The following is an 18,839-nucleotide window of genomic DNA, read 5'->3' on the forward strand; positions in this document are numbered from 1 at the left end:
TCACTGGGCGCTCTTTCATTTGGCCTCCATTTGCTTCAGTGCTTCATAGGTCAATACTTCGGTCATACCAGCACCCTACCGGCGAACACCGCCGCCACAACAGCCCAGAAAATTGCGCACGCCCAGAACATCGCCGCCCACGGTTTGCGTATTACCCACTCTTTGAATTTTTTCACCGTCCCTTCCCCTCTCTGCGATCACGCCAGTAATTCAGGCGTGCTCTGAAATGTTCCCGGTATTGCTCCGGCGCCTCTTCAATCGCCACCAGCACCTTGGTGCGGGTGATCTTCCTCGCGAATAAATCGCGTACCAGGCCACATGCGCGCAGGTCGAACTGCTCTAAATCGCGTTGTTCCTGCGTCCAGGTGCCTCGATTGAATGGCAGGCCGGGCGGTAGATAGTCCGATTGCCCGGCCATGGTTTATGCCCTCGATTCGGCCGCCAGACGGCGCATGACGTCTTTTTCACGTGGGGGTAACCCACTTGCCACGCTTTTCTGTATCTCGCGGCGTACGGCCGTTAGAGGCTTCAGGATGTGCAGCACCCGATCGAGTGGCATGCGGAGCATCAGCGCGATGCACTCGGGGGAGCGCCCTAGGCGCTGCAGCTCGTAGATACCGGTCATCACCCGGCGGCCGTAGCTGATACGGTCACCGATTTTGACGATCGGGCCAGACTCGGCTGCCGGCCGGGCGACGCGCTGGGGTTTTGGCGGTGGGCAGTACGGCGCGCGGGAACGGGCGCGGGCCGCCTGGTTGATTCTGTCCATGATGGCCGGCAGGTGGTCGCAGCCGTCATCCATCACAAACCGCTTATCGCGGATCATTTCGTTGATAGTGCTCATGGTCTTTCCTCGTTTTGGTCGTTCAAGCGCTGGTCAGGCGCCGGTTAAAATGGCTTTGTCGCGTAACGTCGTTCTTTCGGTTTGGGTTGCTGTGCCTCCTTCTGAATGCGGGTTGCCTCCTCTGCCACTACCTGATCGCAGGCGACGAAGTGGCCGTTTTTAAACTCCTGGTAAACTGTGCCACAGGGGCCGAATCGGTTTTTACCAACGATGATTTCTGCGTAGCGCGCCGCCGGTCCGTCCGGGTTATAAACCCCGTCACGGTACAGCAACACGATGCTGTCGGCGTCCTGCTCAATCCTGCCGGACTCGCTGAGGTCGGACATTGTCGGCCGCCGGGCGGTGACCGGACGATCATCGACTTTCCGCGATAACTGGCTCAGCGCCAGCACTGGCGTTTTGCTCCGCATGGCCATGGTTTTCAGGCTGCGGGAAATATGGCCCATGGCCAGATCATTGCGCTCTGCTTTGGGCTTGGCGATCAGGCCCAGATAATCGACCATGGCGACCGCCAAGTGCGGGTAGCGGCGTTTGTGCGTTTCGGTTATGGCGCGGATCTGGTCAACGTTGAGATCGGTGGCGTCAACAATCCAGATGTCGCGGTTGTTCAGCACCTCGAGCGCCGTGTGTATCCGCCCCCAGTCCTCGTCACAGAGCGATTCCGGCTTGCGCAGCTTCGACACGGACAGGTTTCCGGCCCCGGCAACTGAACGCTCTACCATCTGCAGCGCCGCCATTTCCATGCTGAAAATCAGTGCCCCGCCGCCGTCGCGCGTAGCGCCCTCGATCACCTTCAACGCAAATTCGGTTTTACCCATACCCGGGCGGCCGGCGACAACGATCAGATCTTGCGGGTTCCAGCTGCCGGTAATCGCGTCCAGCTCAGCAATGCCGCTGTGCAGGTTGCGCATTTCAGCGTCGCCCTTCATGCGGCGATCCATCAAGTCCATGTAACCGCCCAGCAGCTCGCCCAGGTGCACCGGCACCACGCCGCCGGTATCGGCAGACATTTCAATCAGCTTGCTTACTGCCGACTGGATCGCCGCGTCGCGCTGCTCTTGGTTTCTGGCGTTGCGGATGCTATCGGCGCCATCTTGCAGCAGCGTGGCCATTTGGCGGCTGCGCCAGCCCTTGGTTGCCAGCGTCGCGAAGCCTTTCAGGTTGGCCAGCGTGCCTGGCATGCGGCTGACTTCCACCAGCGAAGCCAGGCTATCGCCGCCGAGCGCCTCGCTGATCAGCACCACGTCGATCACACCGTGCGTCAGCGCCTGTTTTTTAATTTCCCGGTAGGCCTCGCGGTAAAACCGGATGCTGAAAGCGTCCTCGGGCATGGTCGCAATTACGTCCAGCGCGTCAGGTGTGGCGCCGCCAACCAGCAGGCCGCTCAGCACGGTCGCTTCCATCTCCTGCGGCGTCATAGCGAACCCTCGCGGGTTTTAACCAGCACTTCGGAGCGGAGCAGGTAATCGAACCCAGCGCGCCAGCCGCGGTTGTTGTCGCCGAAGTAAAACGGTCCGGCAGTGTCGGCGAACGTCTCGAGGTAGGCTTTCACCGCGTCAAGGGTCGGTTCATGCAGCTCGCCCAGCAGGCGCTTGATTTGGCGTTTGCGCTTGTCGTTCAGCTCCTGCACCTTCGGCAGCCGATCACCCAGGATTTCGTTGTAGGCGTCAGCCACGTCCTGATATTTAATTTTTGGAGGATTACCCGGCGCGCCAGCGTCGTCCCCCTCCTGGGGGTTAGGGGGTGATTCATTGACTGATTCAAAAGACTGACTGATTCTGGGTGCAGGAGCTGCACCACCCCCTGGTGCAGGAGATTCACCACCTGGTGCAGGAGCTGCACCATAGGGTGCAGGATTTGCACCACTGCCAGATAAGGTGATGTGGTAAACATTTGAGCGATTAAGCCCGTTCTCCGCCAGGCGTTTTTCGATGCGCACCAGTCCATCTTTAACCAACTGTTGAATGTGATTTTGCACCGACCGCTCCGAGATTTCGCACTGCTCGGCGATGTACGGTACCGATGGCCAGCATTCACCCTGATCGCTGGCGTTGTCGGCCAGTTTCAGCAGCACCAATTTGCGCAGCGGGTTGCCGACTTTGATTTTCATGGCCTGCACCATCATTTCCATGCTCATGATCAGATCCCCAGCGAGTCTGCAAGCTGGCGGCACGCGTCCTGGTACTGCTCCGGCGATAAGTTTTCTTCACGCAGCGCGGCCTTGCCCTGCTCGTATTGTTCCCAGACGGCATGCGCGGCAGCCTGGCGATCTTCAAAGATCGGTCTGATTTCTGCGGCGTCGGCGGGCATGCCATTCAGGCGCCAGCCGTTCCGGTATGTGATGTGGTTGGCTTGCATTGGTCTTTCCTCGGTACAAAGTTTTACGCGGCGCTGGTCAGGCGCTGGGTTTCCTGCAGGGCGACAAGTGCGCCGGCAATGCGCTGCGGCGTGTCACAGGCGCCGAGCAGAATTGCGATAATCGCGGCGGCAAATTCACGGATGGCCACCGAAAGCAAATACTGTTGAGTCGGGCCGGCCAGCCTGGCGCGACGTTCCGCTGGCAGCGCTGCTAGCATGGCGTCGGCCAGTTCCAGCACCTTCTCGCGCGCGGCTTTCGACTCGCTGCGCATATGGCGGAAAATCGCCTGCCGGTTGGTATTGATCGCCCGCCAGTCGGCGGCGCCGGTTTCATCCTCGATCGGGTACAGCCGAACCCGGTCACCGTCGGCGCCGAGCTGGAACCATGCACGGGAGATCTCGATGGCAACGTGTTCCTGCCCCTGCTCCGCCGCCCAGCCCACGATCTCGTTTTTCAGTTTCTCGATGTTTTCCACTTCGCGTCTCCTGTCGCTCGACCCCGATTACGCATAATCAGATTTCGGTGGGGTTGGTTGTTAAGCTGCTGTCTGCTCCGGTAAACCATCTGTCGGTTTGGGATAAATATCTGGTCGCAAGTCGTGAGGTGTAACTTGGAATTTTGTTGCTGCTGCCCATATCAAAACAGCCGGGCCACCCAACAAGCATTCCCCCGTTGCAACGCGACTTACATACCCCTGGGTTTTACCAACGAGCGCGGCGAACTCTTTCTGCTTCACGCCCGAATCTTTCAAAAAGGACTTTAAATCCATGATCGGCTCCTAGTGTCTATGGCTTACCCAAATATTAGTTTTAATAATATCCATGTGTCAATAGTAATGCGATTGGCCGATAATTAATTTTGCGAATAACATTGGCAATATGAGAAAAAAGACATTGCTTGACGCTGCTGAGATTGAGGCAGCAAGTCGCCTCAAGAGGATTTGGGACGAGAAAAAAATCACCCTGCGCCTTACCCAGGAGAAGGCGGCGGACGCCCTTGGATTTAGCACGCAGGCTACAGTTAGCCATTACCTGAATGGAAACATACCACTAAATACAGATGCCACGTTGAAGTTTGCCGCTCTTCTTGGTGTTAAGCCGGAGGATATCCGCCCTGACCTGGCTGAAATGATGAATTACGTCAGGAAATCGGGATCCCATACCGAGGATTACGCGGCCCCTGGCTGGAGATTACTTAAGCCTGAATATTCAGAGCTCATAGACCTGTATGAGCGTCTACCACAAAGCGAGAAAGAGCGACATTTATCTGAATTAAAAGAAAAAACCAAAGACTTTGATCGTCTCTTCGAAGAGCTCCTCGCGGCAAGAAAACAGTAATCCCTCCAAATCCCGGTCACCGGGATTTTTTTATCCTTGTTTTTCAATCACCTAATTAAAATATTATTTTTAGTATTATTTTCTGCTTGACCTTGAATATGCTCAAAACTAATATTCATTCCATCAACAGCGCACTAACCCTGCAGCGGTTGTTCAGAAATGTTCCGCCAGCCGGGCGATACGCGGCAAAGAATTTTGATTTGAAACGCTCCCCACCTGACGGTTGCATAGCGCTGAATGGTGTGTTTTACGAGTCCATAGGGAGTTCATGGGCCGGCCGGCCGAGGCGCGTAAACGGGCAAGCCTGATGCTCGATAAACCCGGTTAAACAGTGCCGTCCGCTCCACGTTACGGAGCACACAACGGCGTGAATCATTTCCGGCTCATCCATTAGTGCGAATGGATCGGTCACGGAAGCCACACAAGCCAGTATGCACACTGGCCCGAGTGGAGTTAAGCACGGGGATCCTTACCGGGAGAGTGAAGACTCGGGGAGATGGTTCACACCGTTGTGGCAATTGGCCAGAGGCTTCGGGGCGTTGCTTCTGGCCACCACAACCACGTTATTGCTGTGTGTAGTCTTTCGCCCCGCGCGCCGTGGCAATTTTTTCACCCAGCAAATTGAGGAAAGACCAGCGGCCTGACCAGCCTGACAGCCGGGAAAGACCGGCAACCACCAGACGTAAAAAAACCCGCCGAAGCGGGTTCTTTTACCCCGGCGCCGACCAAAGCAACCGGGAATGATACAGGGGACCAACCCTGTATCGAGGAAAGACCAACAACCCAATGAGCTGCCGATCAGCTCCGATTATATCAGGAGTCGCTATGAAAGCACTACAGATACCCGTCACGCTGTTTATCCACGCGAACGTTAGCCAGTACACCCAAGAGAAAATCTCCGTGTTCACCATGGATATGTCTCAGTACCCGGAATACGTGCTGCTGGAAACCCGCACAATCCACATCGACGTTAACCAGCCTGAGCCGATCGATATCATCGGGAAACAGGTTGAAGCGTTGAAGCTGGAAAAAGCCCGTCTGGCCGACGCCACTTACAAACGCATTGCCGAGATCGACGATCAGGTGCAGCAGCTGCTTTGCATTGAGCACTGCCCTGTCGACGCCGACGAACTCCCGTACTGAGGGCGCGGCCATGGATATCGAAACCCACAACCTGAGCGCCGAGCTGGCGCTGTGGCAGCGCCATGATGAGGCCGGGCAACGCGACCAATTCGAAGCCGCAGCGACGCACGGCTATTCCGACGAGGCGATCGAGGTTTTCACACACATCGATGGCACCGCCGCCGACACCCGCGACCGCCTGCTGATGGCCGTAATGATGGCGACGCCGGACACCCTGCAGCAACGCCAGCGTGAGCTTTACAGCTGGTATTGCGACAACGTGAAAGCCGTAGCGCTCGAGAAGTTTTAACCCACCCCGGCGCCTGACCAGCGCCGTTTTTTAACAGAGGAAAGACCCAAAATGCCTATCTACATTTCACTTTTTGAGCCGAAGAAAAAGGCTCTGGTTAACGGCGCGGTGGCGATGGTGATCGCGCTTGATGCGCCGAACAAGAAAGCGGCCGAGGGGATCGCGATCGGCAAGCTTTACGAAAAACACCCTGAAAGCGTTGATAACTTTTTCGGGGCGAAAACCGTGGAAGATCAGACCGGGCACCCTCGCCCAGCTATTGGCCAGTTCGATGAAAAGTTTGCCGCCGAGAACACTTTCGACGGCAACGCTTGGACGCCAAAAGAACCTGAGCCAGAAGTGCCGGCCGGCCCGGTCGATTTGATGGCGCAGCCTGCGGATATTCGGATCGCCGCCGTCGTCATGTACTGCAACACTGAGATCGATAACCATCAGTTGTCGATGGCTGCGGATTTCATCAACGACGAAGAAACCCCGGACGATACCGGCATGCGCGACCTGATCACTGGCCTGCAGTCGGTAAAAGCGGTCGGTGCTATGTCCCCCGAGGCGATTTTACGGCTGGCGCAGGCTGTCATTCAGAGCTTTGGGGATGATATGCCGTCGCATGACGATGTTGTCGAGTTTGCTCAGGCCTGGGTCGATAATCCGCGCGATCGCGAAAACCTTACTCAAACCAGCACCGACAATACCGGCGGCGCGGCCGACTACAACACCCTGAGCATGCACACCGCACTGTCGATCATGGGCGTTAATCCTGCGAATGCGAAAGCGGCTGACGTGAAGAACGCGAAAGAAATTATCGCGAACCGCGATAACGCCTGGCGCGCGTGGGACAAAACGCTGCGGGTGATCGTCGGCATTCTCAACGTCGAAACCGATGTGCGCCACGGCATCATTTCCGATGGACTGAAAAACCTGAAGCTGATCAGCGACGACGCCGAACGCCTGCACTTTGTGAAATCCCGTCTTGCTGGCCACCCTGCATGCCCTGAGCTGGAGTACTACGGCAAGAACCCACCTCCGTTAGCAGTGGAAAACCTTGGCGGCGGCCGCTTATCTATCGACGGCCTGATCGGCAGTGGTGAGCAGCAGCATATGGATCCAGAGACGGCGCAATCCTCCGCCTCAAGTCAGGGTGAAAAAACGGAAGTGGCGCAGCAGCAGGTTACCGACGCCGCGGCTGCGCAGGCCAAGCAGCAACTGGATCAGATGGGCTATGGCGTTTACGCCAACGTGCCAGCGGAGAAATCCCCGCAACTGCAGCAGGCGGAAGAAAACGCCGACCGCGCCGAAGCGCTGGCGCAGCAGCTGAAAGCCGACGATTTCCAGCAGCGCGCCGCGCAGGTTGCGCTAGTTATCGCTGAGCAATCGGCGGAGGATGGCAACAACCTCGGAATCTGGAACCGCGTTTATAAGACCGACGCCAAGTTTACCAAGGCATTCAGCAATAACGGTGGCGGCACATCGATCAACGGCACCTACATGGTGATGCAGGCCACCAAGGTATTCGGGCCGCAGGGCATTAACTGGGGCGTAGAAATCATCGAGGAGCGTTTTGACAATGGCGCCCCAATCCTGCGTCCGGTACGGCAGCAGGACGGGAGCACCATTCAAGAGATCATCCCGAACGGTGCCGGCGGTTATCTGTGCGAAGTAAACCACACCGTGAAAATACGTCTGTGGTACAAGCACGGCGGTAAAACTGGCGAAGTGACCTCTTACGGCTGTACCCCATACATCTACGCTACGAACAGTGGCAAGCTTTTTAGCGACGGCGAAGCTCCGAAAAAGTCCCTCACCGACGCAACCAAAAAAGCTCTATCACAACTCGGCTTCTCCGCCGACGTGTTCCTCGGCCTGTACGACGATCTCACCTACCGCCAGGAGAACGACGCAGAATTCGCGCTCAAGAACGCCAGCGAGAAAGCCGAGGGCGTAACCCGTATGCGCGAAGAGCTGGACGAGCATCTGTCGAAAGTGGCCGAGACCCTTAAAGGCGCGGTTACGGCGAATGAAGCGACCAAGGTTCACGGTTCTGTCGCACGTGAGATTGAAGCCCATCGCAAGGCCGCCGACGGCAAAGGTGATAAAGAGTTTGCCCAATACCTGGCTGGCCGCCTGCGCCGCCTGACCGCACTGAAAGATGAACGCATCGCCGCATTGACCGAGGAGAAAGCATCATGAGCACTACCGCCATTGCACTGGCCGCTGATTACGCCAAGTTTCACGAACTGATCGAAACCTCTGACGACCTGACGCCGGAGATGATCGCCGACACGCTGGAGGGAATTGAAGGAGCGCTGGGCGACAAACTGGACGCCGCTTTTATCCACGTTCGCAATATTGAGGGGCAAGCCGACACGCTGGCGGCGGAAATCAAACGTCTGACCGACCGTAAAAAATCATTCGAGAACCGCGCAAAGTCGATCCGCAAGTATGTGCTGGCGTGCCTGCTGGCCAGCGGTCAGGGCTCCATTAAAACCATCGCAAATACTTTCACGGCGCGCAAAGGCTCCGCCAGCGTGGTGGTCGACAATGCCGACCTGCTACCAGATGAACTGGTAACGGTGCAAACGGTGGTGGCGCCGGACAAGAAAGCCATCAAAGAGGCAATCGAGAACGGCGTGGAAGTCAAAGGCGCGCATATCGAAATCGGCGAGCCGTCACTGCAGGTGCGGTGATCACCCGGCCCCGGCGACGGGGCCACTACTGAGGATTTCCCATGCTGAGAATGTACCTGGCCAAAGGCGATGCGGTGCATGTGACCTTCCCTGACGGTACCACCGGAATCATTGAGGCCGAGAGCCGCGGCGAGCTGGCTTTCCATTTCCCGCAGTCTGTACGCCTGACGCGCGAGAAAGAAGCCTTTAAAAAACCAATTACGCCAAATCAGAAATAACCACCCCCGCCATGTTTGCATTGTTGGAAACCACACAACGGGGAACAGCAATGCAACCATGGCAACCAGGCGCCCGCCTACTCTCTGATTTCGATATCAAGATCGGCCGGCTGTCAGCCAGCGTCAGAAAAGCGACGCTGAGCGATGACGATATCACCCGGGCGTGTCGTGTGACCGACGACGCAATCGCCCAATTGCTGAAACCGAGGAAAGACCATGTCCAACAAACTGACCCTGGGGGAGTGGAATAAGCGGCTCCCGCGCCCGCGCAGCCATGAAACCATTCGCCGCTGGATCCGCGCAGGGAAAATCTACCCTGCACCGGTGCTGGATGGCCGGGAATATCTTTTTGATGAGCAGGCCGTGCGGCTCGATACGCCGTGCAGCCCAACAAGCGAGCTACTGCAGAGAATCACCAATGGCAAGAACCAGAAACCACGCAAGGCGCGATCTCCCGCCAAACCTCTACGTCCGTAACGGCGGCTATTACTGCTACCGCGACCCGCGCACCGGTAAAGAATACGGGCTCGGGCGCGATAAGCGCCTGGCGGTGACCGAGGCGATCGCCGCCAACATGGCGTTTTTTGGTAGTGAAGAAATGAAGCCGCTGGCGCAACGCCTGCAGGATGAAAACAATGTCACGCTGCACGCCTGGCTCGATCGGTACGACGAGATAGTGCTACGCCGCGAGCTGAAGGAAAAGACAATGGCCAACCACCGCAGCAGAATGAAAGCCTTTCGCAGCACCCTGCCGGATAAGGCGATGTGCGATTTTACAACGCGGGATATTGCCGACTTCCTGAATGGATACGTCGAAGCCGGCAAGGCGGCCAGCGCCAAGCTGATGCGCGGCGCGCTATTGGATGTATTCCGCGAGGCGGTTGCCGACGGCATCATTCAGCACAACCCTGTCGAGGCTTCGCGCAACCCGAAAGTGGAAGTGAAGCGCGCGCGGCTGCTGCTGGATGAATTTTTAACGATCCGGGCGCAGGCGGTTAACTTTCCGCACTGGTTCCGCATCGCGATGGACATAGCTTTGGTGACCGGTCAGCGTATTAGCGATATTTGTAACATGCGATGGGCCGACATTATCGATTTTCGTCTGCGAGTCGTGCAGGAAAAAACCGGTGCCAGAATAACGATCCCGGTTGAACTGTCTATCGCTGGGTTATCTCTGGAAAACCTAATCGAGGAATGCTGGGAACTGTCCGCCGGCTGCGAGTTTATTTTGGTGAGCCGTAAAGGTGAGAAAATCGCGCAGCGGACAATGACGGACTACTTCACGAAATCGCGCCGGCTCACGCCACTATCGTGGGATGCCGACAAGGAGCCGCCATCATTCCATGAGATCCGGAGTTTGTCGGCGCGTCTGCATACTGACGCGCGCGGCGGCGAGTTTGCGCAGCATCTTCTCGGCCACAAATCGGCGGAAATGACAGCCCGCTATCAGGATTCACGCGGTAGTGAATGGGATGATATTCAGATATGATTATGAACTTATTTCGACTAATAATGACCTTAGTCTCCCAACCAATTGATAATAAAGTAGTTTTAAAATGCGCTTATTTCTCGCCAAAGGACGTGAAAAGTCCTTACTCCGTCGCCACCCTTGGGTGTTCTCCGGCGCCGTTCAACGCGTTGAGGGCAAAGCCCACTCCGGTGAAACCATCGATATTCTCGACAGCCAGGGAAAATGGCTGGCGCGCGGCGCCTATTCGCCCGAGTCGCAGATCCGCGCACGCGTCTGGACCTTCCAGCCAGATGAAGAGATTAACATCGATTTCTTCATCCGCCGCCTGCAGCAAGCGCAAAGCTGGCGCGATTGGGTCGCGCAGCGCGACGGTCTGGACGGATACCGCCTGATCGCCGGCGAGTCCGACGGCCTGCCGGGCATCACTATCGATCGTTTCCAGAATTTCCTGGTGCTGCAGCTGCTGTCCGCCGGTGCCGAATACCAGCGCCCGGCCCTGCTTTCCGCCCTGCAACATTGCTACCCGGAATGTTCGATCTACGATCGCTCCGACGTTGCAGTGCGCAAAAAAGAAGGCCTGCCGCTGGCACAGGGCCCGGTGCTGGGCGATCTGCCCCCGGAACTGCTGCCGATCACCGAACACGGCATGAAGCTGCTGGTGGACATTCAGCAGGGGCACAAGACCGGTTTCTACCTCGACCAGCGCGATAGCCGCCTGGCGGCGCGCAATTACTCCGCCGGCCGTCGGGTGCTGAACTGCTTCTCCTACACCGGCGCCTTCGCCGTTTCCGCTCTGATGGGCGGCTGCGCGCAGGTAATCAGCGTGGATACCTCGCAGGCGGCGCTGGATATCGCCCGGCAGAACGTCGAGCTCAACAAGCTGGATCTGAGCAAAGCGGAGTTCGTCCGCGATGACGTGTTCCAACTGCTGCGCAACTACCGCACCCAGGGCGAGAAATTCGATCTGATCATCATGGATCCGCCGAAGTTCGTCGAGAACAAAAACCAGCTGGCTAGCGCCTGCCGCGGCTACAAAGACATCAACATGCTGGCGCTGCAGCTGCTGAATCCGGGCGGCATTCTGCTCAGCTTCTCCTGCTCCGGGCTGATGCCGACCGACCTGTTCCAGAAAATTTTGGCCGACGCCGCTGTAGATGCCGGACGTGATGTACAATTTATAGAGCAGTTCCGGCAGGCTGCCGATCACCCGGTGATCGCCACGTATCCTGAGGGGCTGTACCTGAAAGGATTCGCCTGTCGGGTGATGTAACTTGAAATGCGCTGCCTTGCCCCCATATATGAGCAAGGCATTGTTTCTCAGGAGGTCATCATGATTGCCAGCAAATTCGGTATCGGACAACAGGTTAGGCATAAACTGCTGGGGTATTTGGGTGTCGTGATCGATATCGACCCGGAATACTCTTTGGAACAACCCAAAGCTGACGAGATAGCGGCGAACGATGAACTGCGTTCCGCCCCTTGGTACCACGTGGTGATGGAAGACGAGGAAGGCCAACCGGTACACACCTATCTGGCGGAAGCACAGCTGGATAGCGAAGCCCAGGAGGCACACCCCGAGCAACCATCGCTGGATGAACTGGCGGAATCCATCCGCCACCAGCTACAGGCGCCACGCTTGCGCAATTGACCGCGCCAAGACCTGAGAAACCCGAGAGGGCCTGGCATCGCGCCAGGCCCTTTTTATTCAGCGCTCCAGCCCCAAACGCGGAATGTCGATTTTCGGACAGCGATCCATCACCACGCGCAGCCCGGCCTGTTGCGCCAGCTCCGCCGCCTGATCGTTAATCACGCCAATCTGCAGCCACAGCGCCTTGGCGCCGATCGCTATCGCCTCTTGCGCCACGCCGTAAGCCGCCTCCGAATTGCGAAACACGTCAACCATATCCACCGGCTGCGGTATAGCGGCCAGCGTAGCGTAAACCGGCTGCCCCAGCAGCGTCTGCCCCGCCAGTTTTGGGCTGACCGGGATCACCTGGTAGCCTTGCGCCAACAGATATGCCATCACCCCATAGCTGGGCCGCGACGGGTTATCGCTGGCACCGACCAGCGCGATAGTTTTCACCTGCTGCAACAGCTCGATAATCTCTTGATCTTGCATCTTTCAACTCCCGTTTATCACACCGCCACTCTCCGCTTCGAGTGTAACCGATCGGCACCCGCTCGGCTAAACGCAACGCGAGGGAAACTTCAGCGCAATCTTATGGTCAGAGGCTGTCGCGGTTCAGCTGCTCATGGTCGTGTCTAATCGCGATAAAATATGTAAAAATGTAAACATAACGCCCGATTGAAAAATTTTGACACAACCTGTGCCGTGTTCAACACTTAGAGCTACGTCACTTTATAAGGAGATAATGATGAAATTTGGTCTGGTGGTTGCGGCGTTGCTCAGCATCAGCATGCCTGCCGCGGCTACGACCCTGAAACTCTCCCCGGACATCGACCTGCTGGTGGTCGACGGCAAGAAAATGACAGGTTCGTTGTTAAAAGGCGCCGACAGTCTTGAACTGGATGGCGGACAGCACCAGCTGCTGTTTAAAGTGACCAAAAACGTCCGCGCCGGCCAGCATACGCAGGCCTATGCTTCCCTGCCGCTGGTTGCCTCCTTCAATACGCAAAAGATCAGCCAGGTGGCGATCGAACTGCCGCGCATCGAGAACGATCGCGATGCGCAACGCTTTGACAAGACGTTGAATTATCTGGTGGTCGATAAAGACGGCAACGCCCTGCCGTTCCGGCATGACGTGCTGCATCCCGACAGCGTCACCTTCAATGCCGATTTGGAAAAGGTGATGACGGATTACAACCGCCAGAATCGCTCCGCCTCCGTCGCGTCCTTCGTTCAGGCGAACGCCGGTAATCCCTCAACGCCCTCGCTGGCCGGCACGCCGCTGAACGCTCCAACGGTCACGCTGAAAGGGGAAAACGTGTCGGAACAGATGCTGCAATATTGGTTCCAGCAAGCCGACAAGGAAACACAGAAGCGTTTTCTGCGGTGGGCCAATAAACAACCGGTTCGCTGATCCTTCCCGGCGTCTTTCCCCGCAAAGGCGCCTTTTCTTCGCATTTTCAAGCGCAAACGCTAGGCAGTGAAAAACAGTTTCAGTAATCTGTCGCACATCCCCGATTAGCGAAGGACACCGAGATGGAATTGACCACCCGCACTATCGCCGCGCGCAAACACATTGCGCTGGTGGCGCACGATCACCGCAAACAGGCCCTGTTGGAGTGGGTAGAGAGCCACAAGAGCATTTTGGCGCAGCACCAGCTGTACGCCACCGGCACCACCGGTAACCTGATCCAGCGCGCCAGCGGCATTCCGGTCACCAGCATGCTGAGTGGCCCCATGGGGGGTGATCAGCAGGTTGGCGCATTGATTGCGGAAGGCAAGATAGACATGCTGATCTTCTTCTGGGATCCGCTGAACGCGGTACCGCACGATCCGGACGTGAAGGCGCTTCTGCGGCTGGCGACCGTATGGAATATCCCGGTGGCCACCAACCGCTCGACCGCGGACTTTCTGATCGACTCTCCGCTGTTCAAAAGCGAGGTGGAGATCGCCATCCCCGACTATCAGCGCTATCTGCAAGAGCGCCTGAAATAGTCCTCGCGGCCTGGCTACCGCCAGGCCTGATGCCTACGGTTTTTTCTGCACCGGTACGCCAAGATCTTGCAGCTGTTCGACGAACACCGAAGGGCGTTCACGATCCTGCAACAGCCAGACCTGGTGTTTGGCGCGAGTCAATGCGACATACAGCAGGCGGCGCTCTTCGGCATCCGGAAAATCCTCCGGCTGTGGCAGCAGCACCTCTTCCAACACCGACTCGCGCGCCACGGCCGGGAAACCGTCACGCCCGTCATGCAAACCGGCGATGATGACGTATTCCGCCTGCTGCCCCTTGCTGGCGTGGATGGTCATAAACTCCAGATCCAGCTTGGGCCAGCGGGTGGCCGCTTTCGCCAGCGCTTCCGGTTTCAGATGATGGTAGCGCGCCAGTACCAGAATACGCTCGTCCGGCTTGGCATAGCCGCTCAGTTTATCCAGCAAGGGCTCCAGCTGCTCGTGCGGCAGGATCGCCACCGACTTTTTATTGCCCTTGCTCAGGCTGTTGAGCGGTTTTTTCAACTGGTGCGGGTTCTGCTGCACGAACCGGTTGGCTACCTCACCGATACGTTCATTAAAGCGATAAGTGGTGTCCAGCGCGCACTGCGCCCCTTCACCGAAGTGAGTGGTGAACGCCGTGGTTAACGTCAACTCTGCGCCGCTGAAGCGATAAATCGCCTGCCAGTCATCCCCCACCGCAAACAGGCAGGTCTGTTTGTTTTGTCGACGCAGCGCCGCCAGCAACAGCGCACGCTGCGGCGAGATATCCTGAAACTCATCGACCAGAATATGTTTCCACGGGCTGACAAAGCGCCCCTTGTCGAGAATATTGACCGCCTGATGGATCAGACCGGAGAAGTCCACCGCCCCTTCCTCTTTCAAGGCGCTTTTCCAGGCTTTCAGCAGCGGTGCCATCAGCCGGATGCGTTTTGAAAACAGATCGCGGATTTCTTCATCCGCCTGCTCAATCATTTCCGCCTGGCTGCCGCCGTGCATGCGCATCAGCCCCAGCCAGCGTTCCAAGCGGCCCGCCAGCCGATCCGCCAGGCGTTGATCCTGCCAAAAGTCGCCTTCCGGCATTTCCCATTCCAGTTCGTCGCTCAACCATTGACGCCACCCCTTGGCCTGGGCTTTTTTCTCTGCGCACTGCTGGCGCCAATGGGTAATCAGCAACGCTTTGCGCGCTTTGGCATCGGTTTCCAATCGGCTGATGGCCGGGGCTTTGCGGCTGCCCTGTTGAATGATCTGCAGCGCCAATGCATGGAATGTCTTGGCCTGAATGCCGACATCGCCCAAACGCGCTTTGATGCGATCATTCATCTCACTCGCTGCCTGACGGCCGAACGCCAACAGCAAAATTTGGCCCGGCTCCGCCTCCTGACGGCGCAGCAGCCAGCCGGCGCGCGCCACCAGCACCGACGTTTTGCCGCTGCCGGCCCCCGCCAATACCAGAACGGAATCCTCGCCGTTGACCACCGCACGGCTCTGAGAGTCATTGAGCGGTGAACTCTCGACGGTCTGGAAGAAGTCGTGATGTTGCTCCAGCATGCGCTCGGTCCACTGCCGGTTGCGTTGTTCGACGCTGCGCAGCCCCTGCTGCAGCCATTGCAGACACAGATGATAATCAGCCCGGCAGTTATCAAACTCATCCAGACGCGCCACCGGCATCGGCAACGCGGAGAAAGCCTCGTGGATTTGCTGCTGCAGCTTGCCCAGCTCAGACTTTTTAAACCATTTGTCTTGCTGCTCGATGCGCTGGATCTGCGCCACCTGCTGTTGCAACACGCCGGCGCTGACCTCGCTCATTTCTGCGCTCCACTGCTGCCAGGCCTGCTGCAGATAATGATGAAAACGCTGCGTTTCCTGCCATTCGGTGCCGTGCAGCCGCACCACTTTTTCGTCCGGCAATTCAAATTCCAGCTCGCCCCAGACGATGCCGCGCTTGCACCTGACCTGAATCAATTGATTGAAGGGGATCAGGTATTCATGTTTTTCCCCGCTCACCTCAACGCCGGCGTGCAGCAACCGCACGCGGTTATAAGGGTGCTGAGCCAGGTGTTTCCCCAGCGATGTCGCTTTAAGTTCCATATCGTCGCGCCATGACTATGTTGAGATTAAATAACGGATATCTGCCAGTTTACCTGTGATAAGCAGTGGCACTCTAGCGCTAAAAAAAGGGTAGAATAGATTTTGCGTTTTTATCGTGAATACGCCCGCATCGCGGTTTGGCCATCATTAGAGCAGAATGACGTCTATGCGTACTGTACTGAATATTCTTAATTTTGTGTTGGGCGGTTTCTTCACCACGCTGGGTTGGCTCATCGCCACGGTGTTCAGCGTGCTGCTGGTCATCACGCTGCCGCTCACCCGCTCCTGCTGGGAAATCACCAAGCTGTCGCTGGTGCCTTTCGGCAATGAGGCAATTCACGTCGATGAACTCTACCCGGAAAAAAGCAATGCGCTGCTCTCCGCCGGCGGTTCGCTGCTCAACATTATCTGGTTGGTGCTGTTCGGCTGGTGGCTATGCCTGTCACACATCGCCGCCGGCATCGTGCAGTGCGTTTCGATCATCGGCATTCCGGTCGGCATCGCCAATTTCAAAATTGCCGCCATCGCGCTGTGGCCGGTGGGGCGCCGCGTCGTCTCGGTAGAAATGGCCCAGCAAGCGCGTATTGAGAATGCTCGCCGCCACTATCATCAGCGTTAATTTTTTCTCCGTTTGAGGAGTTTTTCGTGCTCTCTTTTGCACCCGCAGTTCGTCGTTATACCTACAACAGCAACCTGCTGTATCACCTGCGCATCCTTATTGCGCTGATCGGCACCACCGCCGTTCCCTGGTGGTTGGGCATTCCCAAGCTGACCATCCCGCTAACGCTGGGCGTCGTGGCGGCGGCCCTGACTGATTTGGATGACCGCCTGGCCGGCAGGTTACGCAACCTGCTGATCACGCTGGTGTGCTTCTTTGTCGCCTCTGCTTCAATCGAGCTGCTGTTCCCCTACCCCTGGTTGTTCGCCCTTGGCTTAACCACGTCGACCTGCGGTTTTATCCTGCTCGGTGCCTTGGGGCAACGTTACGCCACCATCGCCTTCGGCGCGCTGCTGATCGCGGTTTATACCATGCTCGGCACCGCCATGTACGATGCCTGGTATCAGCAGCCGCTGCTGTTGGTGATCGGCGCACTGTGGTACAACCTGCTGACGCTGGCGGGCCACCTGCTGTTCCCTATCCGGCCGCTGCAAGAGAACCTGGCGCGCTGCTACGATCAGTTGGCCAACTATCTGGATGCCAAAGCCAATCTGTTCGACCCCGATGCCGAGCGCGACGCCGATCTGCCCTGGATGGATGTCGCGATGGCCAACAGCGCCCTGGTCGCGTTGCTTAACCAAACCAAAGCCTCGCTGCTGACGCGCCTGAAAGGCGATCGCGGCCAGCGTGGCACCCGCCGCACCTTGCACTACTATTTTGTCGCGCAGGATATCCACGAACGCGCCAGCTCTTCCCACGTTCAGTACCACGCACTCAGCCGGCAATTCCGCCACAGCGACATTTTGTTCCGCTTCCAGCGTTTGCTGAGCATGCAGGCGCGCGCCTGCCGCCAATTGGCGCAATCGATCCTGCTGCGGCAAAAGTACCAGCACAACCCGCGCTTTGAACCGGCTTTCAGCCGCATTCAGGAGGCATTGGCGCGCATCGCCGAAACCCAGGGCAATACCGAGCAGACCAAGGCGCTGGCGCATCTGTTGAAAAACCTGCATGCGATCGATGCGCAGCTGGCCAATATCGAATCAGAGCAGACGCTGGCCAGCGGGCAAGCGGAAGAGAACAGCCTGGCCGATGACCGCTTAACCGGCTGGAGCGATATCCGGCTGCGCATCAGCCGCCATTTGACGCCCCAGTCGGCCCTGTTTCGCCATGCGATCCGCATGTCGGTGGTGCTGTGCGTGGGTTACGCCTTCATTCAATTCACCGGCATGCAGCACGGTTACTGGATCCTGTTGACCAGCCTGTTCGTCTGCCAACCGAACTACAATGCCACCCGCCGACGCCTGGCATTGCGCATCATCGGCACCCTGGCCGGTATTCTTATCGGCCTGCCAATCCTCTATTTCGTGCCTTCACTGGAAGGACAGCTGGTGTTGATCGTCATCACCGGCGTTCTGTTCTTCGCTTTCCGCACCGTACAATATGCGCACGCGACGATGTTCATCACGCTGCTGGTGCTGTTGTGCTTTAACCTGTTGGGTGAAGGATTCGAAGTGGCAGCTCCGCGCGTTTACGATACCTTGCTGGGCTGCGCCATCGCCTGGGCGGCAGTCAGCTTTATCTGGCCGGACTGGAAGTTCCGCCAACTGCCGGCGGTGGTGGATAAAACGCTGAATGCCAACTGCCGTTATCTGGACGCCATTCTGGTGCAATACCACCAGGGTAAGGATAACGGCCTCGCCTACCGCATTGCGCGGCGAGATGCCCACAACAGCGATGCCGAGCTGGCTTCGGTCATCTCCAACATGTCCGCCGATCCCAAGGCCGACAAGGCGCTGCAGGAAGCCGCCTTCCGCCTGCTCTGCCTGAACCACACACTCCTGAGTTATATCTCGGCGTTGGGTGCGCACCGCGAGCGGCTGAATACCCCTGCCACGCTCGACCTGCTCAATGATGCCGTGTGTTACGTGGACGGCGCCCTGCATCAGGAAGAACAGAACAGCCAGCGCATTGCTCAGGCGCTGGAACAGCTGGCGGAGCGTATTCGCCAAGCCGTTCCGGAACCTGAAAGCAAAGAACAGCTGGTTTTGCAGCAGGTGGGTCTGGTGCTCGAACTTCTGCCGGAACTCACCGCGCTGCACACCCAAATCAATAAGACAGCCTAATTA

General features: G+C 57.6%; 24 protein-coding genes. 15 read left to right on the top strand and 9 right to left on the bottom strand.

Going from position 1 to position 18,839, the window contains the following annotated elements:
• Nucleotides 1-172 precede the first annotated feature (172 nt).
• Genes WCL58_RS03770 through WCL58_RS03800 form a run of 7 tightly spaced genes read right to left on the bottom strand, consistent with a single transcriptional unit; the run spans nucleotide 173 to nucleotide 3,972 of the window.
• A complete protein-coding gene (locus tag WCL58_RS03770; RefSeq protein ID WP_336850556.1) occupies nucleotides 173-418 on the bottom strand; it encodes a hypothetical protein in 246 nt (81 codons plus the stop codon).
• Nucleotides 419-421: 3 nt separating this feature from the next.
• Nucleotides 422-844, bottom strand: coding sequence for a hypothetical protein (locus WCL58_RS03775; protein ID WP_019456293.1), 423 nt, complete (start codon nucleotides 842-844; stop codon nucleotides 422-424).
• Nucleotides 845-888: 44 nt separating this feature from the next.
• Nucleotides 889-2,262 (bottom strand): replicative DNA helicase, encoded by a 1,374-nt coding sequence (locus tag WCL58_RS03780; protein WP_336850558.1) that lies wholly within the window; start codon nucleotides 2,260-2,262, stop codon nucleotides 889-891.
• On the bottom strand, nucleotides 2,259-2,981 hold the full coding sequence (locus WCL58_RS03785) for a helix-turn-helix domain-containing protein (RefSeq protein ID WP_336850560.1): 723 nt from the start codon (nucleotides 2,979-2,981) through the stop codon (nucleotides 2,259-2,261). The genes WCL58_RS03780 and WCL58_RS03785 overlap by 4 nt, the downstream gene beginning before the upstream one ends.
• A gap of 2 nt (nucleotides 2,982-2,983) precedes the next feature.
• Complete coding sequence (locus WCL58_RS03790; protein ID WP_047568246.1) at nucleotides 2,984-3,202, bottom strand: hypothetical protein; 219 nt, start codon at nucleotides 3,200-3,202, stop codon at nucleotides 2,984-2,986.
• 23 nt (nucleotides 3,203-3,225) lie between these two features.
• Entirely contained in the window at nucleotides 3,226-3,678 is a 453-nt protein-coding gene (locus WCL58_RS03795) for a toxin YdaT family protein (protein ID WP_336850561.1), read from the bottom strand.
• Between the two features lie 60 nt (nucleotides 3,679-3,738).
• Complete coding sequence (locus tag WCL58_RS03800; RefSeq protein ID WP_072269162.1) at nucleotides 3,739-3,972, bottom strand: YdaS family helix-turn-helix protein; 234 nt, start codon at nucleotides 3,970-3,972, stop codon at nucleotides 3,739-3,741.
• Between the two features lie 109 nt (nucleotides 3,973-4,081).
• Between WCL58_RS03800 and WCL58_RS03805 the strand changes: the two genes are divergently transcribed.
• From WCL58_RS03805 to hspQ, 11 genes are all read left to right on the top strand, one after another.
• On the top strand, nucleotides 4,082-4,540 hold the full coding sequence (locus WCL58_RS03805; RefSeq protein ID WP_102984540.1) for a helix-turn-helix domain-containing protein: 459 nt from the start codon (nucleotides 4,082-4,084) through the stop codon (nucleotides 4,538-4,540).
• 825 nt (nucleotides 4,541-5,365) lie between these two features.
• Entirely contained in the window at nucleotides 5,366-5,683 is a 318-nt protein-coding gene (locus tag WCL58_RS03810; RefSeq protein WP_099032783.1) for a hypothetical protein, read from the top strand.
• Between the two features lie 10 nt (nucleotides 5,684-5,693).
• On the top strand, nucleotides 5,694-5,972 hold the full coding sequence (locus WCL58_RS03815) for a hypothetical protein (protein WP_019454490.1): 279 nt from the start codon (nucleotides 5,694-5,696) through the stop codon (nucleotides 5,970-5,972).
• Nucleotides 5,973-6,023: 51 nt separating this feature from the next.
• Nucleotides 6,024-8,159, top strand: coding sequence for a hypothetical protein (locus tag WCL58_RS03820; RefSeq protein WP_336850562.1), 2,136 nt, complete (start codon nucleotides 6,024-6,026; stop codon nucleotides 8,157-8,159).
• Complete coding sequence (locus WCL58_RS03825; RefSeq protein WP_122004081.1) at nucleotides 8,156-8,656, top strand: siphovirus Gp157 family protein; 501 nt, start codon at nucleotides 8,156-8,158, stop codon at nucleotides 8,654-8,656. Before WCL58_RS03820 ends, WCL58_RS03825 begins: the two co-directional genes overlap by 4 nt.
• 41 nt (nucleotides 8,657-8,697) lie before the next feature.
• A complete protein-coding gene (locus WCL58_RS03830) occupies nucleotides 8,698-8,874 on the top strand; it encodes a hypothetical protein (protein WP_168166355.1) in 177 nt (58 codons plus the stop codon).
• A gap of 50 nt (nucleotides 8,875-8,924) precedes the next feature.
• Nucleotides 8,925-9,125, top strand: coding sequence for a hypothetical protein (locus WCL58_RS03835; RefSeq protein WP_047568267.1), 201 nt, complete (start codon nucleotides 8,925-8,927; stop codon nucleotides 9,123-9,125).
• Nucleotides 9,091-9,351 carry an excisionase gene (locus WCL58_RS03840; RefSeq protein WP_336850564.1) on the top strand — a complete coding sequence of 87 codons (261 nt, stop codon included), beginning with the start codon at nucleotides 9,091-9,093 and terminating at the stop codon, nucleotides 9,349-9,351. The genes WCL58_RS03835 and WCL58_RS03840 overlap by 35 nt, the downstream gene beginning before the upstream one ends.
• On the top strand, nucleotides 9,293-10,363 hold the full coding sequence (locus WCL58_RS03845; RefSeq protein ID WP_336850565.1) for a site-specific integrase: 1,071 nt from the start codon (nucleotides 9,293-9,295) through the stop codon (nucleotides 10,361-10,363). Before WCL58_RS03840 ends, WCL58_RS03845 begins: the two co-directional genes overlap by 59 nt.
• Before the next feature lie 67 nt (nucleotides 10,364-10,430).
• Nucleotides 10,431-11,615, top strand: coding sequence for a 23S rRNA (cytosine(1962)-C(5))-methyltransferase RlmI (gene rlmI, locus WCL58_RS03850; protein WP_336850566.1), 1,185 nt, complete (start codon nucleotides 10,431-10,433; stop codon nucleotides 11,613-11,615).
• Between the two features lie 60 nt (nucleotides 11,616-11,675).
• Nucleotides 11,676-11,993, top strand: a complete 318-nt coding sequence (gene hspQ, locus WCL58_RS03855; protein ID WP_033637900.1) for a heat shock protein HspQ — start codon at nucleotides 11,676-11,678, stop codon at nucleotides 11,991-11,993.
• Nucleotides 11,994-12,050: 57 nt separating this feature from the next.
• Here the strand turns inward: hspQ and WCL58_RS03860 are convergent, their stop codons facing one another.
• Nucleotides 12,051-12,464 carry a CoA-binding protein gene (locus tag WCL58_RS03860; protein ID WP_060419657.1) on the bottom strand — a complete coding sequence of 138 codons (414 nt, stop codon included), beginning with the start codon at nucleotides 12,462-12,464 and terminating at the stop codon, nucleotides 12,051-12,053.
• Between the two features lie 256 nt (nucleotides 12,465-12,720).
• Between WCL58_RS03860 and WCL58_RS03865 the strand changes: the two genes are divergently transcribed.
• Both WCL58_RS03865 and WCL58_RS03870 read left to right on the top strand, forming a co-directional pair.
• The gene (locus WCL58_RS03865) at nucleotides 12,721-13,386 is read left to right on the top strand and encodes a DUF2057 family protein (protein ID WP_070913941.1); all 666 of its coding nucleotides are present in this window, start codon (nucleotides 12,721-12,723) and stop codon (nucleotides 13,384-13,386) included.
• Between the two features lie 122 nt (nucleotides 13,387-13,508).
• Nucleotides 13,509-13,967 carry a methylglyoxal synthase gene (locus WCL58_RS03870; RefSeq protein WP_060440261.1) on the top strand — a complete coding sequence of 153 codons (459 nt, stop codon included), beginning with the start codon at nucleotides 13,509-13,511 and terminating at the stop codon, nucleotides 13,965-13,967.
• 33 nt (nucleotides 13,968-14,000) lie between these two features.
• Here WCL58_RS03870 and helD read toward each other — a convergent pair whose 3' ends face one another.
• Nucleotides 14,001-16,055 carry a DNA helicase IV gene (gene helD / locus WCL58_RS03875; RefSeq protein ID WP_336850567.1) on the bottom strand — a complete coding sequence of 685 codons (2,055 nt, stop codon included), beginning with the start codon at nucleotides 16,053-16,055 and terminating at the stop codon, nucleotides 14,001-14,003.
• A gap of 166 nt (nucleotides 16,056-16,221) precedes the next feature.
• Here helD and WCL58_RS03880 point away from each other — a divergent pair, with 166 nt between their 5' ends.
• Both WCL58_RS03880 and yccS read left to right on the top strand, forming a co-directional pair.
• Nucleotides 16,222-16,674 (top strand): YccF domain-containing protein, encoded by a 453-nt coding sequence (locus WCL58_RS03880; protein WP_004928120.1) that lies wholly within the window; start codon nucleotides 16,222-16,224, stop codon nucleotides 16,672-16,674.
• 26 nt (nucleotides 16,675-16,700) lie between these two features.
• Entirely contained in the window at nucleotides 16,701-18,836 is a 2,136-nt protein-coding gene (yccS, locus tag WCL58_RS03885; RefSeq protein WP_087762286.1) for a YccS family putative transporter, read from the top strand.
• The last annotated feature ends 3 nt before the right edge of the window (nucleotides 18,837-18,839 follow it).

The sequence above is a fragment of the Serratia sp. TMDUHS_CL genome (assembly GCF_037137105.1).
Lineage (GTDB): Bacteria > Pseudomonadota > Gammaproteobacteria > Enterobacterales > Enterobacteriaceae > Serratia > Serratia nevei.